The following is a 19566-nucleotide window of genomic DNA, read 5'->3' as shown; positions in this document are numbered from 1 at the left end:
CGCCCGGTATGTTTCCGGGCGTGTCCGCCACCCCCACCCGTCGGATCATCGCCGCCACAACGCTTCTGGCCCTGCTGGCGCTGAGTGCCTGCGCAGCCGGACCCGCGTTCCACGCCCGGCAGATCGCCGCCCAGCCGAGCCCGTCGGCCGTACCGGTCCTGTCCGCCACGCCGTCCCCGTCGGTCTCACCGTCGCCGACCGCCCCGCCGGCACGCGGGACCCTCGACTGGTACGTGTCGCAGGCACCCACCTTTCCCGCAGCGCCGCTACCGCAACCGGTGCCGCTGCCGGTGACCGGTCCGATCCCGTTCTGGCACCGCGTGCCGACCGACCAGAAGGTCGCCTTCATCACCATCGACGACGGCGGGTTGGCCCGCCCGCCGGCGGTGCCCGACTTCATCGCCCGCGCGCACATCCCGGTCACCCTGTTCCTGAACTCACCGGCCGCCGAGGAGCACGACGTCTACTTCCGCCAGATCCAGATCGCCGGTGGGGTCGTCGAGAACCACACCATCCGGCACAACTCGCTGGCCGGCCGCTCGTACGACTACCAGAAGCGGGAGATCTGCGGATCGGCGGACAAACTTCAGACGCTGTTCGGCCAGCGGGCGACCCTGTTCCGCCCACCGTTCGGCGAGTACGACAGCACCACGCTCCGGGCCGCGCGGGACTGCGGCGCGAAGGCGGTCCTGCACTGGTCGGAGACGGTCCACGAGGGCAAGGTGCGGTATCAGACCCCAGACAAGGTGGTCCAGCCCGGCGACGTGCTGCTGATGCACTTCCGGCCGGCGCTGATGGACGACCTCCTGGCGGCGTTGAAGGCCATCCACCGGGCCGGACTCACCCCGGCGCTGCTGGAGGACTACATCCGCTGACCCGGGCGACCTGACGAAAGTCAGTGCTGGTGGGTGCCGTTCGGGCGCGGCGAGCCGAGGCGGCCGAAGCCTAGCGTCAACTCATGATCACATTATGTGGGTTGACGAAACGGTTCGGGTCGGCCGTCGCGGTCGACGCCCTGACCGTCGACATCGCGCCCGGCCGCGTCACCGGCTTTCTCGGCCCCAACGGCGCCGGCAAGTCCACCACCATGCGGATGATCCTGGGCCTGGACCGGCCCACCGCCGGGCAGGCGCTCATCGCCGGACGGTCGTACCGGGAGCTGCGACGACCGTTGCACGAGGTGGGCGCCCTGCTCGACGCCCGGGCCATCCACCCGACCCGGTCCGGGCGGGCGCACCTGCTGGCCATGGCGCGCAGCAACGGCATTCCCACCCGCCGCGTCGACGAGGTGCTCGACACCGTGGGGCTGGACGCGCGTGCCGCCGGCAAGCCAGGACGCGCCCTCTCCCTCGGCATGGGACAGCGGCTCGGCATCGCCGGAGCGCTGCTCGGCGATCCGCCCGTGCTGATGTTCGACGAGCCGGTGAACGGCCTCGACCCGGACGGGGTGCGCTGGGTACGTCAGCTCATGCGCTCGCTCGCCGACGAGGGCCGGACGGTCTTCGTCTCCAGTCACCTGATGAGCGAGATGCAGCTCACCGCCGACCAACTCGTCGTGATCGGCCGGGGACGGCTGCTCGCCGACGCCCCGGTCGGCGACGTGATCGCGAGCAGCGCGGTCGTCGTACGGGTCCGCAGCCCGCACCGCGAAGGGCTCGCCACCCTCGCCGCACGTCTCGCCGCGACGGGCGGCACCGTCGAGGAGGCCGGACCGGACGAGCTGACCGTCAGCGGCAGCACCGTGGAGCGGATCGGCGATCTGGCGTACGAGCTGGGGGTGCGGTTGCACGAGCTGAGCCCGCACGGCGCGTCGCTGGAGCAGGCGTTCATGGAGTTGACCGCCGACAGCGTCGAGTACGCCGGCGGCCCGACCGGAGGCGAGGCCCGATGAGCACGCGGACCGTGGTGGGCAGCCGCCCCACCGCCGCGCCGAAGATCAGCGCGCCGGCCGCCTTCCGCGGTGCGCTGGCCGCCGAGTGGACCAAGCTGTTCTCGGTACGCAGCACCTGGTGGACGCTGCTGGCCGGGCTGCTCGTGATGGCCGCGAGCGCCGGACAGCTGGCCATCTACGCGGCCAACTCCAACACCAACGACGACCCCGCCGACGACGCCGGCATCGTCACCGTCGGCACCGTGCTGATCGACGCGATCGAGCTGACCCAGTACGCCGTACTGGCGGTGGGTCTGCTCGCCATCACCACGGAGTTCACCAGCGGCACCATCCGGACGACCCTCCAGTGCACCCCGGCACGTGGTCGGGTGCTGCTGGCCAAGGCCGTCGTGGCGGGCGTCGTCACCTTCGCCGTCGGGCTGCTGCTCGGCGGTGTCGGCGCCCTCGTCGCCCGCCCGGTGCTCGGCGACTGGGGCAGCGCGCCCATCGCCGACACGATCGGCGACATCGTCGCGATGGCGACCTATTTGGCCCTGGTCGGGGTCCTCGCGCTCGGCCTCGGCGCGGCACTGCGCAGCGCGGTCCTCACGATCGTCGTGCTCTTCGCCACCCTGATGATCGTGCCGCTGTCGCTACAGGAACCGGACATCACCGTCCTGAACCGGATCGCCGACGTGTTTCCCGGAGTGGCCGGCGCGCACTTCCTCGCCGGGGACACCGACCCGTACCCCGGTGTGGTCGGGTTGCTGCTGCTCGCCGGATGGGCGGGCGCCGCGCTGCTGCTCGGCCGCGCCATGCTCCGCCGTCGCGACGCCTGAGGCGGTGAGCGGGGGCTCTCCCGGCCCCCGCTCACCGCTCGACCAGCCCCGCTTCGTACGCGAGGATCGCCGCCTGCACCCGGTTGCGCACCTCCAGCCGGGTGAAGATGCTCGTCAGATAGCTCTTCACGGTGCCCTCCACCAGATGCAGCCGGCGAGCGATCTCCGCGTTGGACAGACCCGCGCCGACCAGCGCCAACACCTCGCGTTCCCGTTCGGTCAGCCCGGCCGTCCGATCCCGTGCGGCGGGCCGGCGCGCCAACCGCCCCGCGCCCAGCTCGATCACCCGACGTGCCACCCGCGGCGACAGGTACGCCCCGCCCTCGGCGACCGCGTGCACCCCAGCGATCAACTCCCGTGGATCGCCGGCCTTGAGCAGGAACCCGCTCGCGCCGTGCCCGAGCGCCCGGGCCACGTGGTCGTCCTCACCGAAGGTGGTCAGCATGACCGTCGCCGTGGCCGGCGCCAACCGGTGGATCTCGGCCGCCGCGGCCAGGCCGTCCAGGCGGGGCATCCGGATGTCCAGCAACGCCACCCGTGGCCGGTGCGCGCGTACCAGCTCCACCGCCGCCCGCCCGTCGGCGGCCTCGGCGACGACCTCGATACCCGGATCGGTCGCGAGGATGGCCCGGACCCCGGCCCGGATCATCGCCTCGTCGTCGGCCAGGACCACCCGGACGGGCGCGGTCGGGACCGTGTCGGTGTCCACTACGCGATGCGCTCCTTGCTGACCAGTCGGCCGTCGGTGAAGCAGAGCCGCCACGTCGCCTCGGCGAGGGGGAAGTTGCCGTCGGTGTAGTACTCGCAGCCCGGCTCCGCGACACCGAGCGGCGGGGCGAGCTGCCGGCGCGGCAGCCCGGGCAGGTCGGCCCGCGCCGTCCCGGGCCGCATCTGGTCGTACGTCGACTCGTCGAGCACCGTGCCGGCCGTGGCGAACGGGTAGTAGACCAGCGACAGGGCCAGCCCGAAGCCGGCCGGAGCCGCGAGCGCCGTCAGCAGGCTCCGTCGAGCCCGGCGACGGGCCTCGCGCAGCCGGCGTTCGGCGTCGGCCGGTCGTTCCGGGTCTTCGCCGGTCGCGGGGGCGTCGTCGACCTCCCCGCCACGTTCGGCGCCGACCGCCGCCGGCAACCCCGGTTCGGCGGACAGCGGCAGCCGGGCCCGCACCGCGAACCCGCCGTCCGGGGACGGACCGGCGTCCAGGACGCCGCCGGCCAGGCGTACCCGCTCGGCGAGGGCGACCAGGCCACTACCCGAGGAGGCCGGCCGGGGCAGCGGACCGGCCGGCGGCGGGGCGTTGCGCACCCGCACCTCGACCTCGTCCACGTCGGACGCCAGGGTCACCGTCACCGGGGCGCCCGGGGCGTACCGGGCCGCGTTGGTGAGCGCCTCCCGCACCACCTGGTGGGCGGCGGCCCCGGTCATGCCGGGCAGTCGCACGGTGTCCGGCGGCGCGTCCAGCCGTACCGCCATCCCGGCCTCACGGGCCCCGGTCACGAGGTCCACGACGGTCTCCCCCACCGGCCGGACAGCGGCCGGGCCGCCCTCCTCCCGCAGCACCCCGATGATGTCGTGCAGCCGTTCGGTCGCCGCCGCCACGCTGGCCCGCAGCTCCCCCACGGCCGCCCGGTGGGCCGGAGCGAGGTCGTCGGCCAGCTCCAACGTGGCGGCCCGCACCGCGATGAGACTGAGATCGTGACCGAGCGAATCGTGCATCTCCTCGGCGATCCGCGCCCGCTCGCGAAGCCGGATCCGCTCCGCTACGCCACGCCGCTCGCGCGCCACCGCCTCGACGTGCCGGCGGCCGGCGTCGGTCAGCGCCTGCTGCTGCCGGCGGTAGCGACCCACCAGCCACGGGAACACCCCGCCGAACAGCAGCACCGACGCCAACAGGAACCAGGTCGCCGCCCCGGTGCCGAGCAACCCGAGGTTCAGCACCGTGCCGCCGAGGGCGATCACCCCGAACAGCACGGCCGCCGGCGTCGCCGTCGCGCTGCGCCGGCCGCTCAGATAGCTGAACACCGGGATGGCGAAGACGAAGTTGCCGTCTACCAGCGAACCGAGCACCACCAGGAGCAGCCCCACCAGCGGCCACCGTCGCGCCGACGCGACGGCGACCGCGAGCAGCGCCAGCGAGCCGAGCAACAGCGCCACACCGAAACGCGGGTACGGCGGAGTCACCCGCGCGGCCGCGATCGGCGCGGCCACCAGCGCCCAGAGCGACACGTCCCGCAGTGGACGCCGCCACCGGGGCGCCCCGGGCGCCGACGGCTCCAGGATCCTCACGGCGGCCACGCTACCCACGCACGACCTGCCCGGACACCGACGAAAGTCAGGTGTTCAGCTGCTCTCCTCGGCCCAGACGCGCCAGTCGTCGAGTACCCCGTGCAGCGCCGGAGTGAGCCACCCCGGCGCCGACCGCCGGAACACCCCCGGGTCGATCGCGCCCGCGCCGGCCGGCACCGCGCCCAGCAGGTTCGGCACCAGGTCGGTCAGGTTCGTCCAGTGCACCAGCTCCGGCGACGCCGGCCAGGCCCCGATCACCACGCCGGCCGGTACCGCCCGACGGTCCAGCGCCTCCAGGGTCAACGCCGTGTGGTTGAGCGTGCCCAGCCCGGCCCGGGCGACCACGACCGCGGGCGCGCCGAGGGACACCGCCAGGTCGGCCATCGTCCACGGCTCACCGGACGGGCGCAGCCCCATCGGCACCAGCAGACCGCCGGCCCCCTCGACGAGGACCAGGTCGTGCTTGTCCGCCTCCGCGCGGACGGCGTCCACCGCCGTGTACAGCTCCAACGGGGGCAGGTCCGCGACCCGGGCAGCGGCCAGCGGCGCGAGCGGGTCCGGATAGCTCGCCAGGGTACGCCCGGTCAGCGGGGCCGCCAGCCGGTTGACCGCGTCCACGTCACCCGGCTCACCGCCGGCCGTGCCGGTCTGGCCCGGTTTGACCACCGCCACCCGCAGGCCGGCGGCCTGCGCGGCCGCCGCGATCGCCGCCGTGACCACCGTCTTGCCCACCTCGGTGTCGGTGCCGGTGACCAGCACCGGCCCCTCCCACGCCGAATCAGTCATGGCGCACAGTCCACGATGACGTCCAGCGCCCTCTCGAAGTCCTCTCGCGGCACCCCCGCGCTGATCGTGAGGCGCAGCCGGGAGCGGGTGTCCGGGGTCGACGGGGGCCGGAAGCACCCCACCGCCACGCCCCGGTCCCGGCAGTCGGCCGCCCAGGCCGTCGCGGCCTCCGGACCGGGCGCCGCCACCGAGATCACCGCCGCGTCCGGCGCGGAGACGGTCAGCCCGGCCGCGCGCAGTCGACCGACCGCCAGCGCCACCCGGTCGGCGACCTCGGCGCGCAGGTCGTCACCGGCTCGGGCCAGCCCCAGCGCGGCGTGCACCCCGGCCGCCACGGCCGGCGGCAGCGCGGTGTCGAAGATGAACGTACGGCCGGTCTCGACCAGGTGCCGGACGAACTCGGCCGGACCGGCGACGACCCCACCCGCACCGCCGAGCGCCTTGGACAGGGTGGCGGTGACCACCACGTCCGGCTCGCCGGCCAGACCGGCGGCGGCCACCGCGCCCGCTCCGGACGGACCGGTCACGCCGAGCGCGTGCGCGTCGTCGACCAGCAGCAGCGCGCCGTAGCGGCGGGCCACCGCGTGCAACTCGGCCAGCGGTGCGAGGTCGCCGTCGACCGAGAAGACCGACTCGGTGACCACCACCGCCGGGCGTCCCGGCGCCACGGCCAGGGCCGCGGCCACCGCCGTCACGTCGGCGTGCGCGCTGACCACCGTCTCGGCGCCCGAGATCCGGCAGCCGTCGATCAGCGACGCGTGGTTGTGCGCGTCGGAGACGAGCAGGGTCCGGGGCTGCACGAGAGCCCGCAACGCGCCCAGGTTCGCCAGGTAGCCGGAGGAGAAGACGAGCGCCCGGTCGGTGCCCAGCCACTGCGCCAGGTCGTCCTCCAGGGCGTGGTGCGCGTCGGTCGAGCCGCGTACCAGACGCGAACCGGTCGCGCCCAGCCCGTACGCGGACAGTGCCGCCGTGGCCGCGGCCGTGACCTCCGGGTGGGTGGCCAGGCCGAGGTAGTCGTTGCCGGCGAGGTCGGTCATCCGGTCGTCGGCGGGACGTGGGTGCAGCCGCCGGGTCAACCCGGCCTTCGCCCTCAACTGCGCGCGACGATCGAGCGCCGCCAGCCAGTCCGCCACCGTCACCCCTTCACCGCCGTCCGCGCCGGTCACGCCGACGTCCGCCGGGCGAAATTACCACCCGCGACCACCGAGGAGACGAATCCATTCGGTACGCGAGGCACGGCGGCAGCGAACACAGCCGCAGCGAGACCGACCACCACGCAAAGTCATGACACCATCACGGATGGTTGATACGCAGGCGACGCGTCGCCCGGCGCGCGCGGCCCGCGATCGGGCCGACCCCGCCGGCTCGCGTCGACCCCGGCGGCAGGTCATACCCGGCCGGTCCGGGGCCTTGTAGGGTACGAGCCATGCCAGAGATCCTCGACCAGGCCCGCACCCAGGTCCTGGGTGACGGCGTCGGCCTCGACCAGGCCGGCGTCCTCGCCGTGCTCAACCTGCCCGACGAGCACCTGCCCGCCGCCCTGCAACTCGCGCACGAGGTACGGATGCGGTGGTGCGGCCCCGAGGTCGAGGTCGAGGGCATCGTCTCGCTGAAGACCGGCGGCTGCCCGGAGGACTGCCACTTCTGCTCCCAGTCGGGCCTGTTCACCTCCCCGGTGCGCTCGGTCTGGCTGGACATCCCGTCGCTGGTCGAGGCCGCGAAGCAGACCGCGAAGACCGGAGCCACGGAGTTCTGCATCGTGGCCGCCGTGCGCGGCCCGGACGCGCGGCTCATGAAGCAGATGCGCGAGGGTGTCGCCGCCATCAAGGCCGAGGTCGACATCCAGGTCGCCGCTTCGCTGGGCATGCTCAGCCAGGAGCAGGTCGACGACCTCGTCGACATGGGCGTGCACCGCTACAACCACAACCTGGAGACCTGCCGGTCGTACTTCCCGAACGTGGTCACCACGCACTCGTGGGAGGAGCGGTGGGAGACGCTGCGGATGGTCCGCGACTCCGGCATGGAGGTGTGCTGCGGCGGCATCCTCGGCCTCGGCGAGACCGTCGAGCAGCGGGCCGAGTTCGCCGCGCAGCTCGCCGAGCTGGCCCCGCACGAGGTGCCGCTCAACTTCCTCAACCCCCGCCCCGGCACGCCCCTCGGTGACCGCCCGGTGGTCGAGGGCAAGGACGCGCTGCGGGCGATCGCGGCGTTCCGGCTGGCCATGCCGCGCACCATCCTGCGGTACGCGGGCGGCCGCGAGATCACCCTCGGTGACCTGGGCACCCGCGACGGTCTGCTCGGCGGCATCAACGCGGTGATCGTCGGCAACTACCTGACCACGCTGGGCCGGCCGGCGACCGCCGACCTCGACCTGCTGGACGAGCTGAAGATGCCGGTCAAGGCCCTCTCCGCCACGCTGTGACGACCATGACGACGACCTCCGACGCCGAACCGACCCGCAGCGGCGGCCCGGCGTCGGCGGCCGTGCCCTGGTGCGACAGGTGCGGCGAGGCGGCGGCCGACGGCCCCCACCCGGGCTGCGCGGCTGCCCGGCAGTTGGAGCCGCCGCGCTACTGCTCGCGCTGTCGACGCCGGATGAAGGTGCAGGTCCTGCCGGTCGGCTGGTCGGCGGTCTGCGTCGAGCACGGCGAGATCCGGGGCTGAGCCGATGCTGCGCGGGCGGGCGGTGACCCTGCGACCGGCGACGGTCGCGGACGTGCCGGCCCTCGCGGCCATCCGGGCGCACCCCGAGGTACGCCGGTGGTGGCGCGGCGGTGACAACCTGGCCGACGCGGTCCACGCCGACCTCGGTGACGACGACCTGACGCTGTACGCCATCGAGCACGACGGCCGGGTCATCGGCGCGATCCAGTGGTACGCCGAGTCCGACCCGGACTACCGACACGCCAGCCTGGACGTGTTCCTCGATCCGGAGTCCCGTGGCGGGGGCCTCGGCGGAGACGCCATCCGCACCCTGGCCCGGCACCTGATCGACGAGTACGGCCACCACCGGTTCACCATCGACCCGGCGGCGGCGAACAGCGCGGCCATCCGGGCGTACGCGAAGGTGGGCTTCCGCCCGGTGGGCATCATGCGCCGCTACGAACGCGGCGAGGACGGCCGCTGGCACGATGCCCTGCTGATGGACCTGCTCGCGGACGACCTCACCGACTGAGATCGGACGGGCGTGCCCGACACCGCACGGTGCCGGGCACGCCCTGGTTCGTTACCGATCAAGTGACGCCTAGCGCTGGAGGGTCAGTACACCCGGCCGCCACGGCAGCCGGTTGTAGTCGCCGCTCGCGTTGGGGTCCTTGCCCTGGTACAGCAACTGCAGGTTGCAGGCGTCGACGGTCTTGGTCTGGTCGGGGTTGGTGCGGACCAGGTCACCGTGGCTGATGTCGTTGGTCCACGTGGCGCCGCTGTTGGCCTTGCCGGCGAACGGGTTGCTCTCGGTGGCGGCCTGCGGGGTCCACGATCCGCCCAGGCTGGTGGACGTGAACGACCGGAAGTAGCGCTGCCCCTGGCTTCCGATCGCCTCGACGAGCATCAGGTACTGGTTCTGGCCCGCCACCTTGTAGACCTCGACGCCCTCGAACAGGTTGTTGGACGAGTCGGTCATGATCGTCGTGTAGGTCGAGCCGAAGCTGCCCGGGAAGTTCCCCAACGGCATGCTCGACCGGTAGATCTTGCCGTTGTCCCCGGCGAAGAACAGGTACATGTTCTGGTCGTCGCCGATGAGGGTCTGGTCGATCACACCGTACGGTGCGTCCGAGAGGGTGGCGGTGGACAGCGTCTGCGCCGAGGACCAGCCGTTGGCGTTCGTCGGGTCGCTCGACGTCTTGTAGCTGAACGAGGTCGGTCCCCACTGGTACGCCAGCACCCAGATGTTCTTGGGGGCGAAGTACAGCAGCGTGGGCGCCACGGTGCCCTGGCTCATTCCGTTCTGGCTGGCCGAGGCCATGTCGGACCAGTTGGTGAACGTGCCGAAGTTCATCGAGCTGTACTGGCCGCTGCTGTTGACGTACGACCCGTAGACCAGGTGCTGGCCGTTGTAGACCACGTTGGTGAAGTCCTTGAGCGAGAGCCAGCCGTTCTTCGGGCTCGTCAGCGCGCCGGTCGACGACCACCGGTAGGTCGACGGGAGCGCGCAGCCGCTGTTCGGCGGCGGCGTGGTGGTTGGCGGCGGCGTGGTGGGGGCCGGCGTGGTGGGGGTCGGCGTGGTGCCGCTTCCGAAGTCGGTCCGCCACTGCTGGTTGGTCTGCCCGTGGCAGTCGTACAGCTGGACCTGCTGGCCGTTGCCGGTGCCCCAGACGTCCAGGCACCGACCGGACTGCACGCCGCTGATGGTGCCGTTGGAGTTGATGTTCCACTGCTGGTTGGCCCCGCTGTTGCAGTCCCAGATGATGATTCCGGTGCCGTTCGCGGTACCCGCGCCGTTCGCGTCCAGGCACTTGCTGCCGTAGACCCGCAACTGCTTGCCACTGGTGTACGTCCACTGCTGGTTCGACTGACTGTGGCAGTCGTAGAGCTGGACCCGGGTGCCGTTGGTCTGCGTGGCGTTGGGCACGTCGATGCACCGGCCCGACTGCACTCCGACGATCCGGCCGGCGCCACCGCTCGGCGGCGGGGTCGTGGTCGGACTCACCGTCGGGCTCACGGTTGGGCTCACCGTCGGGCTCGCGGTCGGGCTGGAGGTCGGCGGGGCCGCGTTGAGCGCGTTGAGGACGGAGTTGTAGGCGGCCTTCTTGTTGCCGTTGCCGTCGAAGAGCAGCGGGCTCTCGTTGGAGCGCCAGGAGTCGCTGTCGCGTACGCCCCAGACGGTGATGCCGATGCAGCGCGGCACGTTCAGGCACGCCTGGGTCAGCCCGGCGTACTGGGTGGTGGAGGCGTTGGTGACGTCGACCTCGGTCAGCGCCACGTCCACGCCGAGCGCGGCGAAGCTGGACAGCGTCGTCTGGAAGTTGCTCGGCAGCGAGCTGCCACCGGTGAAGTGGGTCTGCAACCCGACGCAGTCGATCGGCACGCCACGGGACTTGAAGTCCTGGATCATGCGGTAGACGCCCTGCGTCTTGCCGTACGACCAGTTCTCGATGTTGTAGTCGTTGTAGCAGAGCTTGACCGACGGGTCGGCCGCCCGCGCGGTGCGGAACGCCACCTCGATCCAGTCGTTGCCGGTGCCCTGAAGGTTGGAGCTGCGGCGGCTGCCGTCCTCGTTGAACGCCTCGTTGACCACGTCCCACGCGGCGAGCTTGCCCCGGTAGTGGCCCATCACGCCGTTGATGTGGTCGATCATCGCCTGACGCAGGTTGCTGCCGCTCAGGCTCTGCATCCACCCCGGCTGCTGCGCGTGCCAGGCCAGGGTGTGCCCACGCACCTTCAGGCCACGCTGGGTCGCCCAGTTGTAGATCTGGTCACCGGAGTTGAAGTTGAACTGGCCCCGCTGGGGCTGCGTCGACTCCGGCTTCATCTCGTTCTCGGCCGTGATCATGTTGAACTCTTGTGCCGCGATCGTGCTGTACTGCGAGTTGCTGAGCCGGCCCGCCGCGATGGCGGTGCCGAAGTACCGGCCCGACTGCGCGGCGGCCGCGCCGAGGGTGCTCGCGGCGGCGTTCGCCGAGGGCATCATGACCGCGACGGCGGCCACCGTCACGACGCTGAACGCGCCGGCGAGCAGCGCTCGGAAAACGGGCGACCGCCGTCGCCGGATCCTGCCGCGATGATCGGATGGGGTCATTGTCATCTCTGCCTCCTTACTGGCCTGCACCCGGGCCGCCGAGGCGGGGACGACCAGCGGTTTCGGTTGGATATTTATCTCAATCGATGTTCATATCACGCGTCCGGCCCGGACGACGGAGGTTTCGGAAAAGTTTCGGAAATGTGTGGGGCCGACGCGCGCCACCGGAGTCGGCGACGTCATCCCGGTACGACCTGCCGCGTACGGCCCTGGACAGTTACCGCACGCGTGGCGCGGTAACTGCCCAGGACCTCGAGGCTCAGGCGACGGCGCAGGTGGTGTTGTTGACGGTGAAGGCGGTCGGCTTCGGGTTGCTGCCGCTGTGCGTGCCGTTGAAGCCGAAGCTCACCGACGCGCCCGGCGCGATCGTGCCGTTGTAGGACAGGTTCGTCGCGGTGACCGCCGCCCCGGACTGACTGACGGCCGCCGACCATCCCTGGCTGACGGCCTGCCCGTTGGCGAAGCTGAACCGCAGTGCCCAGCCGTTGATCGCGGCGGTACCGGTGTTGGTGATCGTCACCGTCGCGGTGAAGCCGGTGTTCCAGTCCGTCGTGGCGTACCCGACCGAGCAGGTGCCGCCGACCGGCGGCGCCGCCGTGGTCACCGCGACCGGCGCGGACGCCGCCGAGGTGTTGCCGGCCGCGTCGACGGCCACCACGTAGAACTGGTACGCCGTGGAGGCGGTCAGCCCGGTCACCGCGAGGGTGCTGCCGGTCGGCGACCCGATGAGCGCGTCGGTCGCGCCGGCCTCGCGGTAGACCCGGTAGCCGGTGACGCCCACGTTGTCGGTCGACGGTGTCCAGGCCAGGGTGAGCCCGGTGGCGGTGACCGCCGAGGCGACCGGCGTGCCGGGCGTGCTCGGCACGGTCGTGTCGGTGGAGCCGGTCGGCGGCGTGGTCACGGTGAGCACCGGCGAGGCCGCCGAGGTGTTGCCCGCGCCGTCGCGGGCCACGACGGTGAACTCGTACGACGTCGCCGGCAGCAGCGTCGAGATGGTCAGCGTCGTGCCGGTGACCGGCCTGACGACGACCGTGTCGCTGTTGACCTGGACCTCGCGGACGTCGTAGCCGGCCAGCCCGCTACCGCCGCTGTCGGTGGACGCCGACCAGGTCAGGGTCACCGAGCGGGACGCGAGATTCGACGCCACCGGCTTGCCCGGGACGCTCGGCGCGGTGGTGTCCGGCACGACCGGCCCCGGCTCGTCACCCCAGACGCGGGTGCTGCCGGCGTAGAGCGGAACCTTGCGGTTCGGCCCGGCGGTCGCCTGGTACGACGGGTCGTTGGTCGGGTCCCAGGTGCCGCCCTCCGGCACACCGATCTTGAACTGGACCTCCATCCGGTGCGCCGACTGTCCGGCCGGGGCGATGGTGTACCCGGTGCAGTCCACCTCGACGTACCAGATGTCGCCGCTGTACTGCTTGGCGGCGGTCGGCGACGGGCAGCCCTGGGTGTAGCCGGAGGTGACCTGCACCGGGCCACTGCCGTCGGGCCGGAAGTAGTACCGGAACTTGCCGTTGGTCAGCGCGCGGGCCGGGAACGCCGACTTGTTGTAGACGACCGCCTTGAGCCCGGTGGCCCGCGGCTCGGCCTGCATGACGGTGGTCTCCACGGTCATCTCGTCCATGTCGGGCGTCTCGGCGACCGGGAAGTTCGCCAGCGGGGTGCCGCCGTACTCGGAGGTCAGCCGGACCAACGCGGACGTGAAGCCGGCGTTGTAGTCGGTGGCCACCTCGTTCATCACGTAGTCCGACCGGCTGTCGCTGTACGCGTCGTTGGCCGAGGACGGGCCGCCGACCAGCGCGCCGTAGAGGGTGTGCCGGGTCTCGACGGGCACGGTCTGGCTGTCCCACCAGGACCCGTGCGCGGTGCGGTGGTGCGGGTTCTTCGGCGCGTTGGCGCCGAACCCGATGACGTAGCTGGAGTTGCGTGGATTGTCGCCGAGCGCGTAGTTGATCTGCCGGACGGCGAAGTCGTGGTACCGCGCCTTGCGGGTGGTGTCGGTGGTCTTGTCGCTGTAGACCAGCGCGGCGAAGGAGGTGTTGGCCGCGTAACGCAGCGCGCCCCAGGAGTCGAGCACCGCCATCCCACCGGGCGAGTACGGCACCCGCTGCCCGTTCACCCCGACGGTCCAGTAGTCCAGCCAGCGGTTGGCGTCGTCGACGTACTTCTGCTTGCCGGTCAGGTTCGCCAGCAGCACGTACGCGCCGAACTGCTTGTTGTCCCAGGCGATCGTCCACTTGTAGGAGCGGGTCGTGGATTGCGGCTCGGTGCCGAGCTTGTCGTACTCACTCTCGGCCTTGCTTAGGTAGCTGGCGTCGCCGGTGGCCCGGTAGAGCCAGATGGCGCCCCACACCAGCTCGTCCTGGTAGCCGCTCCACGACTTGTAGAACGAGGCCGCGTCGGTGATGCACTCGCTGTAGGCCTTCCGCACGGTGTCGGCGAACGTGTAGAGCTGCCGGGCGTGGGTGAGCAGCTTGTCCGCGTAGGTCGCGTCGGTGGGCCGGAACACCATCGAGGAGGCGGCCATCGCGGCGGCCGTCTCCCCCGCCAGGTCCGCGCCACCACAGCTCGCATCGATCTTGTACGCGGGCCGCGCCATCGGCATCACCTCGGCCGGGCCCCACCACTTGTGGTCGTCGTCGCCCTTGCCGACCTGTCCGTAGAGGACGTTCGCCGACGGGTGCGCCTTGATGAAGTAGTCGTTGACGAAGCGCAGGTTGTTCAGCAGGTGCGGCAACTGCCCGGAGGAGGCGTAGCCGCTGCGGTACTCCACCGCGCCCCAGGCGAGCATGGTGGCGCTGAACGCCATCGGGAAGCCGAACTTGACGTGGTCGCCGGCGTCGTACCAGCCGCCGGTGAGATCGACTCCCGTACCGGCGCCGTCGGTGAGGGCGCTGTCGCCGCGCCAGGAGACGCGGTTCCAGTCGGGCAGCTGGCCGGACTGCTGTGCCTCGTAGAACAGCAGCGACTTCTGCAACGCCTCGGCGTAGTTGAAGGAGGCCGCGGCCGAAGCGGGCCCGGGCGTCGGCGCGGCGACCGCGAGGGCCGCGCCGGTGAGCAGGGCGACGCCGGCGGCCAGCAGTCGCCGGGGCCACGGTTGGTCGACGGGCGACCGGCCGGGGTGGCCGGTGGACGGCCGGGTCAGGTGGCGCATGAAGGGCTCCTGTTAGCCAGGCGCCGCCGGCGGTCGCACCAACGCGGGACGGCGTGGGGGCGGCACGGCCACCGGCGACAGCGGGGGTGGCGGTGTGGCCACGGGCGTGGAAGCGCTCCCATGGATATCCGACAATGTAATCTGCGCCACGTCGAATGGGAAGCCCATGCCGCGCCACAGCGCCATCGCGCTCGCCGACGTTACGGCGACACGCGTGTCACCGCGCGGAAAGTCGACCCGGCCGCCAGGTTCGTCCGAGACGTCGTCCCAGCTCAGCCCGATCTACCGATGCCGTCGGGCGGTCCCGCCCATGGGATCATGAGCGGCCCCCTCGACCGATCTCGGAGGAATCCTCATGCCACTGCGTCGGCGCCTGGCGCGCTCGGCCGTCTGCACGGTCGCCGCCACGGCCGTTCTCGCTCTCGCCGCACCGGCCTGGGCGTCGAGCGTCGCCCTCCTGAACGGCGCCCACGTCGGAGCGGCAGCGGGGACGTTCCACCAGGAGTGCCAGGATCCCCGGTTCGGCGAGCGACCCACCGATCAGGACGGCTGGCACTTCGTGCTGCCCACCAAGCGGGCCGGCGACTTCCAGACCCTCACTCTGACGTTCAAGGACACCGCCGGCAGCTCCGTGACGGTCACCGTGCCGAACGCCGCCGACGCCTACACCGACTTCCTGGTCGCCAACGGCGGCGGCGACAAGCAGGTGAAGCACGCCTACCTGTTCACACCGGCCGGCTGGACGCTGACCGGCGGCAGCGCCCAGGTCAGCGGCGAAGGCGACCGGTTCAACCTCAGCCACACCTGCGCCGGCACCGGGGCCACCAGTTCCCCGACCCCGACCACCGCCGCGCCGACCACCACCCCGCCGGCCACCGCCTCGCCGACGCCGTCGGAGTCGACCACGGCCACGCCGTCAGGGTCGGTCACGCCGACGGACTCGACCTCGCCGTCGGGGTCGGTGACGCCCGGTGGGTCGGCCTCGGCCTCGGGAATCGCGGGCGGCGGCGGTGACAGCGGCGGCAACCTCCCGCTCACCGGCGTGGCCGTCACCAGCTTCGCGCTCACCGGCGTCGCTCTCATCGCCGGTGGTGCTCTCCTGGTGATGCGTCGCCGTCGGGACCGGATCACCTTCACTAGCTGATCGCCGAACGCCCACGACCGGTCCCGGACAACCCCCGGTGGCCGGTCGTGGTCTTTTCGGACGGCACCGGAACCCCGAGCGGTACGGTCAGCGTGAGCAGACCGCCGTCCCGCTGCACCGAGCTGGGCCGGTCCAGCCGATGCAGCGTCCGCAGCATGGGCGCGTTGTCCGCCCGCACGTGCAGCACCAGCGCCGCGTAGGCGGCCCGGTCGGCGTGCGACACCAGCCGACGCAGCAGGGCCGAGCCCAGCCCGCGCCGCTGCCAGTCGTCGCGTACCAGAAGCGCCACCTCGGCCTCGTCGCCCTCGCCGAGCAGGTTTGCCATGGCGACCACCGCGCCGTCGGCGTCGGTGGTCGTCGCGACCAGGGTGAGCCCCGAGTCGGCTCCAACAGTCGACGCAGCCGGGCCGGCCGCGGCAGCGCCGCCCCACTCAGGTAGCGCCGTTCCCGACTGCGCGGCGAGCACGCCTTGTGCAGCTCCACCACAGCCGCCAGGTCGTCCGCGCACGCCGGCCGCACCGCCACCTCGACGCCGTCCGGCAGCACCAGGGTCACCTGCTCGGCGGCCCGACGGGTCACGGTGCCGGCCAGCTCGACCAGAGCCTGTGCCCGGGCGTACTCCGCCGGAGTGAAGGCGGGCGCCGTCCGGCTCAGCGCGAACGTGCCGCCCGCCGGGTCGGCCAGCACCATGCTCGTGCCGGTGCTGCCCCGGTCCGCACCGGTCGCCGCCGGACGCCAGCTCACCGCGTCGGCGCCGAGCAGCGTACGCAACGCCTCACCCGTCGCGTCCGGGTCGCGCACCAGCCGGTTGGCCAGGCCGAGCACCCGGGTCGGTTGGTCGACCAGGCCGCGCGCCTCACTGCGCGCCACCCAGCAGTCCCGCCCGCGTCCCCGTTCGACGGCGGCGATCAGCTCGGCCTCGTCGAGCGTGTCCGGCGCGTCCACCAGAAAGTCGTCCACCGCGCCATGCTCGGTGGGCTGCACCTGCACCGTGAGGATGTTGACCCCCCGTAGCGCGAGGCTCGCCGTGAGGACCGACAGATAGCCGGGCCGGTCGTCCACAGTCGCTCGGATCCGCCACAACGTCATGGTTGGCTCCCTTCCCCACCCAGAGCCTCGTCCGCGGCTGTTGCCGCCCGGTTGCTCGCCGGTGTCGACCCGGGAACTCCTCGCGCTGGTCAGGGACCGGCGACCACCGGGGGCGCACCGACCAGGTCCAGACGGTCGCCCAGGATGACCGCGCTGGCCCGGACGAGTTGGGTGAGCCGGTCGACCTCCGTGCTGTGGAAACCCGCGGCGCAGAGGGTCTCGTTGTGCTCGCGGGCCACGACCAGCACCAGACCGGCCCGCCCGAACGGGGCGATCCCGTAGTGGGTGCCGTCGGGCGCGGTCATCGACCGCCCGCGCAGCGGAGTCACCTCCGGCAACCGCGGCGGTACGGGAGCGCGCCAGCTCGCGTGACCGACGGTGGCTCCGCCACCCCCCGTACGTGACGCCCAGTCCGCCGGGACCACGGCCGCCACGGCCCAGTCGGCCGCCAGCAGGCCCGGTACGGCGTCCACCAGGGTCGCCAGTCCGTCAGCCGGGTTCGCCGCGACCTGGGCCAGCAACTCCGCGTCCTGGCCGGTGGTGGTGGGCGCGCCGATCGCCCGCCACACACCGTCCACCCGTACGCCCGGGATCGCCGCGAGACCGGCCAGCAGACGCTCGACCCGTGCCGCGCCGGGCCACACCACCGTGAAGTCGTCCACCGCGCGCCCGCCGAGACGCTCGAGGACCACGACCTGCACGATGTCCGCGCCGGAGACACCCAGCGTGCGGGCGACCTGACCGAGGGTGCCCGGACGGTCCGGCAGGGTGACCCGAACTCGCAGCAACATGTCTGTCCCTCCGCTCGGCGGGCCGGCGACGGCCGGCGGGCTGCTCACAGCCTGCCGGGTGACCATTTCGTCCCTGTTGCAGAGGCATATCCCGAGCGGAAATTCCGGCGGCTGGTTACGGGGCGAAACCGGACGCTGACGCTCAGGGTAGCCCGCCCAGGGGCAGGACCGGCGTGGAGGCGAGCTGTGCGTGGTAGTCGGCGGCGGACGTCTCCCGACCCCACTGGGGCATACCGGTGGGCAGGTCCAGTGGGTCGGTCTCCACCTCGATGAGGGTCAACTGGGCCGGTGGGCCGTCGATGCCGGCCAGGATGGCGGCCAGCTCGCCTTCGGTACGGGCGACGCGCGCGGTGAAGCCCCGGTCCCGTCCGAACACCGCCGGCAGATCCGTGTACCGCCAGTTGTCGATGTCGTTGTACGGCTGGTGCCGCCCGTCGACCGCCCGCTCGACGGTGTAGCCGCCGTTGTTGACCACGATGATGATCGGGCGTTGGTTCGTGGCGAGCATCCGGCTGATCTCCTGCACGGTCAGCTGCAGTGATCCGTCGCCGGTGACCAGCACCGTCCGTCGGTCCGGTGCCGCCACCGCGGCTCCGAAGGCGGCCGGGGTGGCGTAGCCGATCGAGCCCCAGATGGGCGGCCACACGACGGTGACGTCGGCGGGCAGGCGCATCGTCGCCGCGCCGAAGGACGGGGTGCCGGTCTCCGGGACGAAGATGTCCCCCTCGCGCAGCATCCGCTGGATCGCCGGCCAGAGCCGTGCCTGCCGGATCGGCTCGTTGCTCGACGGGTCGAGTGCGGGCGGGTCGGCCGCCAGCAGCGGCGCGCGCGACCACTCCGCCGTACGGTTCGGGGCGATCTCGTGCAGGCAGCGCAGCGCCGCCGGCAGGGCGACCGGGGCGAATCGGGTGCCGCCGACGACGGCGGCGTCGCGGTGCAGGCTGATGACCCGGTCGACCTTGATGTCGGCGGTGAACAGGCCATCCCAGTCGAAGAACGTGGCGCCCACACAGACAAGCGCGTCCGCGTCCTCCACTACCGCGCGGACCTCGTCGACGCTGTCACCGCCGTTGTAGGCGCCCACGTAGTGCGGGTCGGACTCGTCCAGCAGTCCCCGTCCCAGCGACTGCGCGGCGACCGGCCAGTTCCGTTCGGCGGCCAGAGCGGTGACGGCGGCGCCGAGGTGGAGGCGGATCGGCAGGTTCCCCACCAACAGGGCGGGCCGCTCGGCACCGGCGAGCAGCCGCCGGGCGGCGGTGGCGAAGGCGTCGAGTTGCCCGGGCGAGACGACCGGCTCGGGGCGGGTGAACGGTCGCCCCGGCTCGGCGACCTCGGCGTGGACCACGTCACCGGGCATCCGGACGTAGACCGGACGCTGCTGCGACCAGCACTCGGTGAGCACCCGGTCGACCTCGCCCAGCGCGTTCTGCGGCGTCAGCGAGGTCTGGGCGACCGTCACCTCGCGTGCCACCCGTACCCAGTGGTCGAAGTCGCCGTCGGCGAGCGAGTGGTGCATGGAGGTGCGCTGCCGCATGATCTCCTCGGTCGGACCGCCGACGATCGAGACGATCGGCACCGACTCCGCCATGGCCCCGGCGAGGGCGTTGACCGCCGACAGCTCACCGGGACCGAACGTCGTGAGGATCGCGGCCGCACCGGCGAGGCGGGCGTATCCGTCGGCGCTGTAGCCGGCGTTGAGCTCGTTGCAACTGCCGACCCACTCGATCCCGTCGAACGCCTCGATCTGATCGAGGAAATCCATGTTGTAGTCGCCCGGCAACCCGAAGACATGGCGTACTCCGAGGTCGTAGAGCCGGCTGAGCAGCAGCTCGCCCACCGTCGTCGTACCCTCGCTCGCCTTCGCCACGATCGC

General features: G+C 72.2%; 15 protein-coding genes and 2 pseudogenes. 7 read left to right on the top strand and 10 right to left on the bottom strand.

Annotated elements, in window-relative coordinates; all coding sequences use genetic code 11:
- Nucleotides 1-20 precede the first annotated feature (20 nt).
- The 3 genes from ACQP0N_RS08725 to ACQP0N_RS08715 all read left to right on the top strand — a co-directional run bounded on the left by ACQP0N_RS08725 (nt 21) and on the right by ACQP0N_RS08715 (nt 2709).
- Nucleotides 21-875 carry a polysaccharide deacetylase family protein gene (locus ACQP0N_RS08725; protein ID WP_433118998.1) on the top strand — a complete coding sequence of 285 codons (855 nt, stop codon included), beginning with the start codon at nt 21-23 and terminating at the stop codon, nt 873-875.
- An 83-nt stretch (nt 876-958) separates the two neighbouring features.
- Nucleotides 959-1891, top strand: a complete 933-nt coding sequence (locus ACQP0N_RS08720; protein ID WP_433118996.1) for an ATP-binding cassette domain-containing protein — start codon at nt 959-961, stop codon at nt 1889-1891.
- Nucleotides 1888-2709, top strand: coding sequence for an ABC transporter permease (locus tag ACQP0N_RS08715; protein WP_433118994.1), 822 nt, complete (start codon nt 1888-1890; stop codon nt 2707-2709). The genes ACQP0N_RS08720 and ACQP0N_RS08715 overlap by 4 nt, the downstream gene beginning before the upstream one ends.
- 31 nt (nt 2710-2740) lie before the next feature.
- On the opposite strand, the gene ACQP0N_RS08710 is transcribed toward ACQP0N_RS08715, so the two are convergent.
- From ACQP0N_RS08710 to ACQP0N_RS08695, 4 genes are read right to left on the bottom strand one after another with little or no spacing between them, the layout of a single operon-like run.
- Nucleotides 2741-3358: a response regulator gene (locus tag ACQP0N_RS08710; protein ID WP_433121522.1), complete on the bottom strand. Its 618-nt coding sequence runs from the start codon at nt 3356-3358 to the stop codon at nt 2741-2743.
- A gap of 59 nt (nt 3359-3417) precedes the next feature.
- Entirely contained in the window at nt 3418-4992 is a 1575-nt protein-coding gene (locus ACQP0N_RS08705; protein ID WP_433118992.1) for a sensor histidine kinase, read from the bottom strand.
- A gap of 54 nt (nt 4993-5046) precedes the next feature.
- Entirely contained in the window at nt 5047-5778 is a 732-nt protein-coding gene (bioD, locus tag ACQP0N_RS08700) for a dethiobiotin synthase (RefSeq protein ID WP_433118990.1), read from the bottom strand.
- Nucleotides 5775-6911: an 8-amino-7-oxononanoate synthase gene (locus ACQP0N_RS08695; protein ID WP_433121520.1), complete on the bottom strand. Its 1137-nt coding sequence runs from the start codon at nt 6909-6911 to the stop codon at nt 5775-5777. Before ACQP0N_RS08695 ends, bioD begins: the two co-directional genes overlap by 4 nt.
- A 293-nt stretch (nt 6912-7204) precedes the next feature.
- On the opposite strand from ACQP0N_RS08695, the gene bioB reads away from it, so the two are divergent.
- From bioB to ACQP0N_RS08680, 3 genes are read left to right on the top strand one after another with little or no spacing between them, the layout of a single operon-like run.
- The gene (gene bioB / locus ACQP0N_RS08690; protein ID WP_433118988.1) at nt 7205-8200 is read left to right on the top strand and encodes a biotin synthase BioB; all 996 of its coding nucleotides are present in this window, start codon (nt 7205-7207) and stop codon (nt 8198-8200) included.
- Nucleotides 8201-8205: 5 nt separating this feature from the next.
- The gene (locus ACQP0N_RS08685) at nt 8206-8442 is read left to right on the top strand and encodes a hypothetical protein (RefSeq protein WP_355051765.1); all 237 of its coding nucleotides are present in this window, start codon (nt 8206-8208) and stop codon (nt 8440-8442) included.
- Between the two features lie 4 nt (nt 8443-8446).
- A complete protein-coding gene (locus ACQP0N_RS08680; protein ID WP_433118985.1) occupies nt 8447-8953 on the top strand; it encodes a GNAT family N-acetyltransferase in 507 nt (168 codons plus the stop codon).
- Nucleotides 8954-9022: 69 nt separating this feature from the next.
- Here ACQP0N_RS08680 and ACQP0N_RS08675 read toward each other — a convergent pair whose 3' ends face one another.
- Nucleotides 9023-11521, bottom strand: coding sequence for a non-reducing end alpha-L-arabinofuranosidase family hydrolase (locus ACQP0N_RS08675; protein WP_433118983.1), 2499 nt, complete (start codon nt 11519-11521; stop codon nt 9023-9025).
- 253 nt (nt 11522-11774) lie between these two features.
- On the bottom strand, nt 11775-14669 hold the full coding sequence (locus ACQP0N_RS08670) for a glycoside hydrolase family 9 protein (protein ID WP_433118981.1): 2895 nt from the start codon (nt 14667-14669) through the stop codon (nt 11775-11777).
- A 355-nt stretch (nt 14670-15024) separates the two neighbouring features.
- Here ACQP0N_RS08670 and ACQP0N_RS08665 point away from each other — a divergent pair, with 355 nt between their 5' ends.
- Nucleotides 15025-15813 carry an LPXTG cell wall anchor domain-containing protein gene (locus ACQP0N_RS08665; protein ID WP_433118979.1) on the top strand — a complete coding sequence of 263 codons (789 nt, stop codon included), beginning with the start codon at nt 15025-15027 and terminating at the stop codon, nt 15811-15813.
- Here ACQP0N_RS08665 and ACQP0N_RS08660 read toward each other — a convergent pair.
- The 4 genes and pseudogenes from ACQP0N_RS08660 to ACQP0N_RS08645 all read right to left on the bottom strand — a co-directional run bounded on the left by ACQP0N_RS08660 (nt 15806) and on the right by ACQP0N_RS08645 (nt 19560).
- Nucleotides 15806-16404 (bottom strand): annotated as a pseudogene (locus tag ACQP0N_RS08660) (N-acetyltransferase family protein). The gene ACQP0N_RS08665 and the pseudogene ACQP0N_RS08660 overlap by 8 nt on opposite strands.
- 363 nt (nt 16405-16767) lie before the next feature.
- Nucleotides 16768-16902: pseudogene (locus tag ACQP0N_RS08655) on the bottom strand (GNAT family N-acetyltransferase); the annotation flags it as partial.
- A gap of 89 nt (nt 16903-16991) precedes the next feature.
- Nucleotides 16992-17693 (bottom strand): amino acid-binding protein, encoded by a 702-nt coding sequence (locus tag ACQP0N_RS08650; protein ID WP_357122911.1) that lies wholly within the window; start codon nt 17691-17693, stop codon nt 16992-16994.
- A 142-nt stretch (nt 17694-17835) separates the two neighbouring features.
- Nucleotides 17836-19560 carry an alpha-keto acid decarboxylase family protein gene (locus ACQP0N_RS08645; protein ID WP_433118977.1) on the bottom strand — a complete coding sequence of 575 codons (1725 nt, stop codon included), beginning with the start codon at nt 19558-19560 and terminating at the stop codon, nt 17836-17838.
- Between the last annotated feature and the right edge of the window lie 6 nt (nt 19561-19566).

The organism is Micromonospora sp. CA-246542 (assembly GCF_050942905.1).
GTDB lineage: Bacteria > Actinomycetota > Actinomycetes > Mycobacteriales > Micromonosporaceae > Micromonospora.
This window is presented reverse-complemented; position numbering and strand designations above follow the sequence as displayed.

Bases quoted from the DNA above. Each gene is read 5' to 3' on its own strand.
- ACQP0N_RS08720 (WP_433118996.1), top strand. From the start codon at position 959: ATGATCACATTATGTGGGTTGACGAAACGGTTCGGGTCGGCCGTCGCG.
- ACQP0N_RS08715 (WP_433118994.1), top strand. From the start codon at position 1,888: ATGAGCACGCGGACCGTGGTGGGCAGCCGCCCCACCGCCGCGCCGAAG.
- ACQP0N_RS08710 (WP_433121522.1), bottom strand. From the start codon at position 3,358: ATGATCCGGGCCGGGGTCCGGGCCATCCTCGCGACCGATCCGGGTATC.
- bioD (WP_433118990.1), bottom strand. From the start codon at position 5,778: ATGACTGATTCGGCGTGGGAGGGGCCGGTGCTGGTCACCGGCACCGAC.
- bioB (WP_433118988.1), top strand. From the start codon at position 7,205: ATGCCAGAGATCCTCGACCAGGCCCGCACCCAGGTCCTGGGTGACGGC.
- ACQP0N_RS08685 (WP_355051765.1), top strand. From the start codon at position 8,206: ATGACGACGACCTCCGACGCCGAACCGACCCGCAGCGGCGGCCCGGCG.
- ACQP0N_RS08680 (WP_433118985.1), top strand. From the start codon at position 8,447: ATGCTGCGCGGGCGGGCGGTGACCCTGCGACCGGCGACGGTCGCGGAC.
- ACQP0N_RS08675 (WP_433118983.1), bottom strand. From the start codon at position 11,521: ATGACAATGACCCCATCCGATCATCGCGGCAGGATCCGGCGACGGCGG.
- ACQP0N_RS08670 (WP_433118981.1), bottom strand. From the start codon at position 14,669: ATGCGCCACCTGACCCGGCCGTCCACCGGCCACCCCGGCCGGTCGCCC.
- ACQP0N_RS08665 (WP_433118979.1), top strand. From the start codon at position 15,025: ATGCCACTGCGTCGGCGCCTGGCGCGCTCGGCCGTCTGCACGGTCGCC.
- ACQP0N_RS08650 (WP_357122911.1), bottom strand. From the start codon at position 17,693: ATGTTGCTGCGAGTTCGGGTCACCCTGCCGGACCGTCCGGGCACCCTC.